At 60.0% G+C, this 8,381-nt stretch carries 10 protein-coding genes; 8 read left to right on the top strand and 2 right to left on the bottom strand.

Translation table 11 applies throughout. The features are described 5' to 3' along the window. Positions 1 to 349: 349 nt before the first annotated feature. The 4 genes from WCA85_RS25345 to WCA85_RS25330 all read left to right on the top strand — a co-directional run bounded on the left by WCA85_RS25345 (position 350) and on the right by WCA85_RS25330 (position 5,026). Positions 350 to 1,006: a helix-turn-helix domain-containing protein gene (locus WCA85_RS25345; protein ID WP_424067605.1), complete on the top strand. Its 657-nt coding sequence runs from the start codon at positions 350 to 352 to the stop codon at positions 1,004 to 1,006. A gap of 269 nt (positions 1,007 to 1,275) precedes the next feature. After that, entirely contained in the window at positions 1,276 to 2,580 is a 1,305-nt protein-coding gene (locus tag WCA85_RS25340) for an SUMF1/EgtB/PvdO family nonheme iron enzyme (protein WP_424067604.1), read from the top strand. 212 nt (positions 2,581 to 2,792) lie between these two features. After that, positions 2,793 to 3,284, top strand: a complete 492-nt coding sequence (locus tag WCA85_RS25335; RefSeq protein WP_424067603.1) for a septal ring lytic transglycosylase RlpA family protein — start codon at positions 2,793 to 2,795, stop codon at positions 3,282 to 3,284. Positions 3,285 to 3,433: 149 nt separating this feature from the next. Beyond that, the gene (locus WCA85_RS25330) at positions 3,434 to 5,026 is read left to right on the top strand and encodes an FAD-dependent monooxygenase (protein WP_424067602.1); all 1,593 of its coding nucleotides are present in this window, start codon (positions 3,434 to 3,436) and stop codon (positions 5,024 to 5,026) included. Between the two features lie 20 nt (positions 5,027 to 5,046). On the opposite strand, the gene WCA85_RS25325 is transcribed toward WCA85_RS25330, so the two are convergent. After that, positions 5,047 to 5,253, bottom strand: a complete 207-nt coding sequence (locus WCA85_RS25325) for a tautomerase family protein (protein WP_424067601.1) — start codon at positions 5,251 to 5,253, stop codon at positions 5,047 to 5,049. Positions 5,254 to 5,273: 20 nt separating this feature from the next. After that, entirely contained in the window at positions 5,274 to 5,504 is a 231-nt protein-coding gene (locus WCA85_RS25320) for a tautomerase family protein (protein WP_424067600.1), read from the bottom strand. A gap of 522 nt (positions 5,505 to 6,026) precedes the next feature. On the opposite strand from WCA85_RS25320, the gene WCA85_RS25315 reads away from it, so the two are divergent. From WCA85_RS25315 to WCA85_RS25300, 4 genes are all read left to right on the top strand, one after another. Then, a complete protein-coding gene (locus WCA85_RS25315) occupies positions 6,027 to 6,614 on the top strand; it encodes a nitrogen fixation protein NifQ (protein ID WP_424067599.1) in 588 nt (195 codons plus the stop codon). 204 nt (positions 6,615 to 6,818) lie between these two features. Beyond that, on the top strand, positions 6,819 to 7,385 hold the full coding sequence (locus WCA85_RS25310; RefSeq protein WP_424067598.1) for a hypothetical protein: 567 nt from the start codon (positions 6,819 to 6,821) through the stop codon (positions 7,383 to 7,385). 532 nt (positions 7,386 to 7,917) lie between these two features. Next, the gene (locus WCA85_RS25305) at positions 7,918 to 8,244 is read left to right on the top strand and encodes a hypothetical protein (protein WP_424067597.1); all 327 of its coding nucleotides are present in this window, start codon (positions 7,918 to 7,920) and stop codon (positions 8,242 to 8,244) included. Beyond that, positions 8,241 to 8,378: a hypothetical protein gene (locus WCA85_RS25300; protein ID WP_424067596.1), complete on the top strand. Its 138-nt coding sequence runs from the start codon at positions 8,241 to 8,243 to the stop codon at positions 8,376 to 8,378. Before WCA85_RS25305 ends, WCA85_RS25300 begins: the two co-directional genes overlap by 4 nt. Positions 8,379 to 8,381 lie beyond the last annotated feature (3 nt).

The following is an 8,381-nucleotide window of genomic DNA, read 5'->3' as shown; positions in this document are numbered from 1 at the left end:
TTGCCGGTCCTGCTCATCCCCTCGGCCGCGGGCCAGCCGGAGCAGAGCGGCGAAGCCGCCGCCTGAGACGCCTCTGTGCGACGCCCCGCCGCATGAAGTCACGCGGCGGATCCTGGCTCCGCGCGGCTACCAAGCGTAAGCAACCGTGATCTCGCTCAAGCATTGACAGCGCAAGCGCGCGTCATTTTGCCGCGAAACGGCGCTTACCCATGATGGGACAATGGGTTAGTTCCCTTACAACCGGCCGTGCACCATGCTTACGCCCACCGCAGTGACTCCCTCCCCAACCCGTCGTCGTACCGTTCCACGCCCGGTGGCACGCAGCGCGGCACGTTGTTCGAGTTGTGCCATGCGCCAACTGTGCATGCCGCAAGGCTTGGCGCACGACGAAATGCCCAGGCTCGAGGCGCTGATCTGCAGCGCGCGCCCGGTGCAGCGCGGCGAACCACTTTACCGGTCGGGCGATTCGTTCAATCACCTGTACGCGGTGCGCTCGGGCTCGCTGAAAACGACGATGGCCCATCGCGACGGCCGCGAACAGGTCACCGGCCTGCGTCTGGCTGGCGAGGCGCTGGGACTCGACGGCATCAGTGACGACAAACACGCGTGCAGCGCGACGGCGCTCGAGGACAGCACCGTGTGCATCATTCCCTATGTGGCGCTCAAAAAGCTGTGCCGTGAGATCGGCTCCATGCAGGAGCGGCTGCACAAACTGATGGGCGAACAGATTGTCCGCGAGGCCGCACAAATGATGGTGCTCGGCTCGCTTTCCGCGGACGAGCGGGTGGCCGCGTTTCTGCTCGACGTGTCCGAACGCAATGCGCGGCGCGGCTATTCGTCCGCGGAATTCAATCTGCGCATGACGCGCGAAGACATGGGCAGCTACCTGGGCACCACCCTCGAAACGGTCAGCCGCACCCTGTCAAGATTTCAAAAGTGCGGCCTGATTGACATACAAGGGAAACTCGTCCGCATCATCGATCTCGAAGGGCTGAAGAACGTTTAAGGCTGGCTTAGGGGCCGCTTCAGGATCCGCTTAGGGTCCGCTTGGTGCCCGCTTGGTGCCCCTTTAAGGCCCGTGTAAGCCTCGTGCCACATAGCGGGGCGGCCACCTCCGCCGCGCCCGCGCTACCGCGTTTCGCCTTGGCAGGTGTCCCTTGGCATGTGTTCTGCAAGCGGGTACAGTCTTCAAACTGTGCCCCTGTCGACCAGAGTTGGCGCTTTAGCGCCTTACTCCGATCCCATGCAAGATACTGCCGAAGGAGACCCGGCGAAATGAATCGCGACCCCGCCCCGCATCATCCGCTGGTCGAGCGCCTGATCGACGCGCGTCAGGTTACCGATGCCCTCTTCTCTATCGTCAAACCCGAGTACCTGTACGAACGGCCGATCCGTGAGCGCCACCGGATCGTGTTCTACATCGGGCATCTCGAAGCGTTCGACCGTAACCTGTTCGATCAGCGCCTCTGCGCGCTGCCCGCTTTCAATGACGAGCTCGATGCGCTGTTCGCGTTCGGCATCGACCCGGTCGATGGCGGCTTGCCCACCGACGTGCCGAGCGACTGGCCCTCACTGGACGTCGTGCGCGCCTATGGTCAAGAAGCGCGCGCGCAGATTGACCGCGAGCTCGCGGCGCTGAACGCCGACGGTGCCCCCACGGGAAGCGGCACGCAGACCGGCTCGGCCGGGCAGTTGTTGAACGTGGCGATCGAACATCGTCTGATGCACGCCGAGACGCTGGCGTACATGTTGCATCAATTGCCGCTTGCGCAAAAAATCGCGCAACGCAGTGAAGCGTCGCGTGCGAAACGTGCAGGTGCGCTGGAGACCGCGTCGATGGTTCATGTGCCGGCGGGATCAACGTTGCTCGGCATGACGAAGGAAAGCGGCCGCTTTGGCTGGGACAACGAGTTTGGCGAACTGCGTGTCGATGTGCCGGCGTTCGAAATCGATCGGTACATGGTCACCAACGGCGTGTACCGTGAATTCATCGAGGCCGGTGGTTATGAGGAACGCGCGTGGTGGACCGACAAGGATTGGGCCTGGCGGCAAGCAGAAAACATCGAACATCCGGCTGGCTGGTCGCAACGCGATGGCAGCAGCAAATGGATGTTGCGCACGATGTTCGACGACATTCCATTACCGCCAGATTGGCCGGTGTATGTCAGTCATGCTGAAGCAAGCGCCTATGCCCGCTGGGCCGGCAAGGCGCTCCCCACCGAAGCGCAATGGCAACGCGCGGCCCATGGCGCGCCGCATGCCACGGCAGGTAATTTCGACTTTCGCAGCTGGGACCCGCAAGCGGTCGACGCCCATCCGGACAATATCAGCGCATTCGGCGTGGAAGGCCAGTTCGGAAATGGATGGGAATGGACCTCGACCTTATTCGACGCGTTGCCCGGATTCGAGGCGTTTCCGTTTTATCTCGGGTACTCCGCCAACTTCTTCGACGGACAGCACTATGTGCTCAAGGGTGGCTCGGCGCGCACCGCGCAATGCATGTTGCGGCCGGCGTTTCGCAACTGGTTTCAGCCGAGGTATCAGTACGTGTATGCGGGATTTCGGTGTGTAGCTCGGTGAGAAATTAAGCATTAGTTGGACTGAGAAGTTTGCTCATGGCATTAGTGCGGATCTCCGCACTAATCGCCGCGGCTCGGTCGACGCCGTTTTCAACCATTCGCATTCCTCATCTTCCCTTTGAATTCGACCGGTTAGTCGGCCTTCTGTCAGGGCTCAGATTTTGCTTGCTATCAGCGCGACACCGCGTTTGACGGGGTGAAGTGGAGTGGCAAATGGAACGTTATCTTCTTACATCCCTGTTCCTGTTGTGCTGCCTGAGCACAGCACTTGCAGCCCAAAAGCCAGCGTCGGCTGACGCAGTGCAAGCCAGCCCCAATTCACCACATCCCCCTCACCTTGACCGCACCGGCAAGACGCGCAAGGGCAAGGCCTCTTACTACGGCAGCAAGTTTTACTCCAGAAAGATGGCCGACGGTACGCGCATGGATCCGCAATCCAATTCCGCCGCAAGCAAGACCCTACCGCTAGGCACCACGGCCAAGATCACGAACCTGAAAAATGGCAGCAGCGACGTGGTCGAAATCAGGGATCGCGGCCCCTACGTCAAGGGTCGAATTGTCGATGTGTCGCCCCAGACCGCTGATAAGCTCGGTTTGAAGGAGGGTGGTACCGCCCCCGTCGAAGTCAAGCCGATGGAAGTACCGCAGCCCGACGGTAGCGTAAAACCAGGTGCGGGCGCAACGGACACGCGGCGGGCCCAATAGCCGGTTGCCTTTCCTTGCGCGATCCACCATTTCCACTTGCGTTCCGTGTCAAAGCTTACCAGGCTAAAGGTTGCATGCGTTTGCGGCGCCATCCGGTTTTCGACCTTGCCCTGTAGCGCCAACGCAGCCCACTTTGCGAGGAACGTGCCATGGATCATCGCTTACCGGTTTTGATCGTCGGCGCCGGCCCGACCGGCTTGACGCTGGCGCTGACGCTACGACGTTACGGTATCGCAGCGCGCGTGATCGACCGGCTCGATAAGCCTGCTGACCTGTCAAAGGCGCTCGCCGTATGGCCCGCGAGCCTCGAGGTATTGAGCTGCCTCGGTGTTAGCGCAGCGTTCGAGCGGGCGGCCACTGCAATGAGCGCGGTGACCTTCGGCGATGGCGCGCGGCGGCTTGCGCGCGTATCCATGAAGGACGGAATAGACAGCGCCTATCCCGATCCCCTCCTGCTGCCTCAGTCGCAGACCGAAGCAATCCTCACCGCGCGACTCATCGATGTGGGCGGCACAATCGAACGAGGGGTAGAACTGACCAGCCTGACCGAGACAGCCGATGCGGTAACCGCAACCCTGAAACACGCTGATGGACGGATCGAGGAGGCTAGCGCATCGTGGCTGATCGGCGCCGACGGCGCGCGCAGCGCCGTGCGACATGCGCTAGATATTGACTTCGAAGGCGACACCGAGCCCGATACGTATCTGCTCGGGGACGTGCGCATTGAAGGAGCCGAACTCGATCGGCATAGCATTCACATCTGGTGGCACGACGGCGGCACGGTCGCCCTGTTTCCGTTCGCTCATGACGTCTGGCGGATAATTAGCCGCCGTGTCGGCGACGATGCGGCGTCGCGAGGCGACGAGCCGCCGACCCTCGAAGAACTCCAACAGAAAATCACGCGCCACGGGCCGGTGGGCGCGACGTTGTCGGAGCCAGGCTGGCTGTCCACCTTTCGAATCAATGAGCGGCTCGCGGCGCACTACCGCATAGGCCGCGTGTTCCTCGCGGGTGACGCCGCGCACATTCACAGTCCCGCGGGCGGCCAGGGCATGAACACCGGCATACAGGACGCGGCGAACGTGGGCTGGAAGCTCGCGTACGTGCTTCAGGGGCGCGGCGACGCCGCGACGTTGCTCGACAGTTACGAGGCCGAGCGGCGGCCCGTCGCGCGCGATGTGATCGGCAACGCGGCGCGACTGTTGCATGTTGGCATGGCACCGCATCCGCTCGCGCGTCTCGCACGCGACGCGGCCATCTCCGTGCTTGGAAATATGCCCGCATTGCAGGCGCGCCTGCGAACCGAGATGGCCGAGACCGACGTGACGTATCACGACGGTCCACTGGTAGCGCTTAGCGGAGTGTCGGGGCATCCGTCGCGCGGTTTTCCTGGCACGCGAGCGCTCGATTTGCGTTGGACCAATGCGGGTGATGGACAGGAGCGCACGCTTTGGCCGCTGTTGGATGCACGTCACACTTTGATTGAGTTTCGCGATGGCGATGCGTCGCGTCTCGGGAGGCTGGTTGCTCCGTTCGCCGATGCGGTTCAGCTTGTGACGATCGATGCGGCCGACGACCCTGCTGGGGATGCACGTCGGCGCTACGGCTTCAATGGCGAAGGTTGGGTGCTGATAAGACCTGACCAGGTGGTCGCAGTGCGGGGGGAGCCGGGGGATTTAGCGTCACTCGAGCACTATCTGCAGATAGTGCTCAGCTTGCAAGAACATGCACAGGATAGCTAACTGTGTTGGCCGGTGATATATCAGCCCGTCTTCGTCTTCTTGAAATCCTCACCGTTGATGCGGCTGGAGATACTAATGTTTTGAGCCGGATGCTCATGCAAGATCACGTTAATGATCTTGGGATCCGATCCAATCGAGTCGTGCGTAACCTGGATGATGTCCCTGATGAGTTGTTCGCGACGATCCGGCGTCAACCCAGTCGTAATGTGGCATTCAATGAAAGGCATGCTGAATCTCCAATCCGTGACTATTTAAGGCGATTGATCAGTTCTTTATCATTCGCCGCGCCTTCGACGTACTCGGGGAGGTGCTCACCATGCTCGACGAAGTTGATTCCTCTGCCTTCGCGAATGACAACAAAGATGTCGTTCTTCGTCTCGCCCGTTGCTGCACTCACCACCCGCAACAGACCAGAGGCAAGCGCCCGCTTCTGCTCGTCCGTCCTTCCATACCGCATATCACAAGAAATCAGGGCCATAAAATGTCTCCTAAGCGCCTCTGTGGTTAGTGAATCGCCGGATGTTTAGCCGCATGCCGCGCTTCTGGACTTGCTGATTTTGTGTGTCGGCCGCTTGCATGAGCGGGCGTCGCATCTTCAAGGAGAACGTATGGCACAGGGCTATCTATCTCGGCGGTGACCCATGCTACTCCGTGACTTAGCGAAGAGAAGATCGTGCAGCGGCAACATACTGTTTACTCATCAACAATATTTCGCCTCTGTCGAAAATGTCCATTCATGTCCTGTCGCTCAATAGCATCTTGACCGATTCGGCGAATGGAGCGCGGGACATCTCTCACGTCCAGAAGCCACAGAAAAGCTGCGTCTACAACTTGACGGCCTGCCGGGTGGTTTGGCGTAAGATGAGGCAACGAGTGGCCCGCCGCTGAGACGGTACGCGAAGATACGCCATTGTTCGACAAACCAGCCATGTCTCCAGTCCCTGACGACACATTTCCCAGTGCAGACTTGCCTCGGTCTGGCCCGCACCGGCGTCCTGATGTGACGCACAACCCGGGCATTGCCCATGCCTGTGTGGTCCGTGTTGAACAGCTGACAGCCGGCGCTCCTGGAGGCCTTTCGCCCGACGCGTACCTGTTTGCGAAACTCATCGCTGCGCGCGAGGTGCGCAATGAGTTAGCCTTGCTGGGCCTCTCACACGAGGATTTGCACGCGCTGTTTCGCCGACATTTTGCGCTGGAACTGGCTGAGATTGAGACGCGCACCCAGGCAATCAACGTGAATACACAGGGGCACGCCGAGTTTGTCGCCACGCTGCGTGCGCTGATACTAAAACATGCGAGTTCGGCGGTTGACGCCGACGATGCCCGTCGTCTTGCATCCATCATCGCTCACGCCTGCTTGAGACCCGATCACCTCTGGCGCGATCTCGGCCTTGCTGGCCGCGAGGAAGTCACCGCGATGCTTGAACGTTACTTCCCCGAACTTGTGTCGCTGAATGTGGCCGGGCTGCGGTGGAAGAAGTTTCTTGCACAGCAACTGGCGTTGTCGTTGGGACAGGAGCCGGGCCCCGCTCCCGGTTGTCCTGGTTGCGAAGACTACGGTCACTGCTTTCCCCCTGTAGCGTGACACTCTGTGCAGCGCGCATCGCCTTCGACGGTAGATGCTGAATCCGTCATTTTCTAAAGAATTCCCCATTCAGGTCGATAACCATATGCCGTTGCACGCTGCGCAGCAGTCTGGCGCAGCATGTCAGCGTGCTCCCAAAATCGAGGGAAATCTGGGATTAAACCAACAACGAGACCAACAATGACAATGACAATGACAATGACAATGAAACAGATCGTAAAGCATCTCTCCGTATGCGGGCTTACCTTGGGCGCTGTTTTGACAACGGGATGTGCCTCTATCGTCGGAGGCTCGAATCAATCGGTATCGGTTGAAACGCGGTCGGCCACAGGAGAAATGATCGCTGGAGCCAATTGCAAACTCGAAAACCCGAAAGGCACGTGGTATGTCACGACGCCGGGGAGCGTCACCATCCATCGTGCGTACGACGACCTGTCGATCTACTGCACCAAGTCCGGCGAGCAACCGGGCATTGCTTCTGCGAAGTCGTCAACGAAGGGCATGGCCTTTGGGAACATTTTATTTGGCGGAGTGATCGGTGCGGGCGTCGATGTAGCGACGGGTGCCGCATACGACTATCCGACTCTCCTTACGGTTCAGTTCGGCAGTACTACGACGATTAATACGCCCGCGAAAGACAAGGCAGCGCCGGCTGCCGGAGCCACCACGATCACACCGCCCAGCGCTAACGGCGTAACACCGAACGCAGAAAAGGCTGCAATGGTGCCCGTCAACACTGCAGGTAGCGCAAACGCAACGACCGCGCAGTAGTCACTCATTCATCGACAAATGAACGTCGGCCCGACGTAAGCCCGGAGTGTCTTCGCGCGCAATGCATCTATGATGGCGCGCGAAGCAAAGACAAACACAAGGAAACACTCCCTTCGATTCGCATCGGACTACTGATTTAAATTTATTGATCTTCATGACGATTCATATTTGTTCGTGCCGACTTCGTAGAATCTGCGTCTACCCGCTGCGAACAATGGTTCTTCTCCTCGACAGGCGGCATGCTGACCGCGTCAGAAATCCCCGGGGCGATCCTGGTAAGGTGCGGGACGCATTACGTCGCGGCAATGTGCCTTCAACTCTTAAAATGCCGTTTGCCGGCGCGACGCAATAAACTACGTCGCGTGAGGCAGATGCGAACGCCGATGCCGCGTATGAACCGTCGGAAGGAAAAACCTATGACCGATCCGGCCCATCACCCCTCCGACTTTCGCCGGCAGCGCAGCATCGGCATTGTCGGCATCGCGATTGCTTCGTTGCTTGCATCGGGCTCTGGTTCGGCATCGATTTGCTGATGTCGCCTCTGCCGGGTATGGACAGCCTCGACGCCCGCATGCTGCTGACGCTTAAATGCTACTGCGTCGCCGTGCTGTTCTGCCTGGTGACGGGTTTCGAAGCGGTAGCGCACGAGCGCCTAACCTCGCCCGCGTTTGATCCGCTGGCGGGCTTCGAGACGCACAGGTTGCGCGTCAATCAACGATATCTCCAGAACACGGCGGAGCAGATCATCGTGTTTGCGGCGGCCCTGTTCGGCCTCGCCGCCTATTGCCCCGATGGCTCGGCTACCATCGCAGCGCGGCGCTACGCAGACTCGGCGCACCGGGCATGGCGGTCAGCATGATCGTGCTGATTTATGTGGTCAGCCGGTTTGGACGAGAGATCGCAGGGACAGTCGGGGGAGTTGTCCCTGTTGTTGTTGTTTTTGCGGTCGAAGCGGTGTTGTTCTGGGGGACGCGGCCGCTGAAGGACAGTTGATTT

Source organism: Paraburkholderia sp., from assembly GCF_049581445.1.
GTDB lineage: Bacteria > Pseudomonadota > Gammaproteobacteria > Burkholderiales > Burkholderiaceae > Paraburkholderia.
Note: the sequence above shows the minus strand (reverse complement) of the source record. Positions and strands in the feature narration are given on the sequence as shown.

Coding starts and splice junctions, on each gene's coding strand:
- WCA85_RS25320 (WP_424067600.1), bottom strand. CDS start 5,504: ATGGCCCTGATTTCTTGTGATATGCGGTATGGAAGGACGGACGAGCAG.
- WCA85_RS25310 (WP_424067598.1), top strand. CDS start 6,819: ATGAAACAGATCGTAAAGCATCTCTCCGTATGCGGGCTTACCTTGGGC.
- WCA85_RS25325 (WP_424067601.1), bottom strand. CDS start 5,253: ATGCCTTTCATTGAATGCCACATTACGACTGGGTTGACGCCGGATCGT.
- WCA85_RS25345 (WP_424067605.1), top strand. CDS start 350: ATGCGCCAACTGTGCATGCCGCAAGGCTTGGCGCACGACGAAATGCCC.
- WCA85_RS25305 (WP_424067597.1), top strand. CDS start 7,918: ATGTCGCCTCTGCCGGGTATGGACAGCCTCGACGCCCGCATGCTGCTG.
- WCA85_RS25330 (WP_424067602.1), top strand. CDS start 3,434: ATGGATCATCGCTTACCGGTTTTGATCGTCGGCGCCGGCCCGACCGGC.
- WCA85_RS25335 (WP_424067603.1), top strand. CDS start 2,793: ATGGAACGTTATCTTCTTACATCCCTGTTCCTGTTGTGCTGCCTGAGC.
- WCA85_RS25300 (WP_424067596.1), top strand. CDS start 8,241: ATGATCGTGCTGATTTATGTGGTCAGCCGGTTTGGACGAGAGATCGCA.
- WCA85_RS25340 (WP_424067604.1), top strand. CDS start 1,276: ATGAATCGCGACCCCGCCCCGCATCATCCGCTGGTCGAGCGCCTGATC.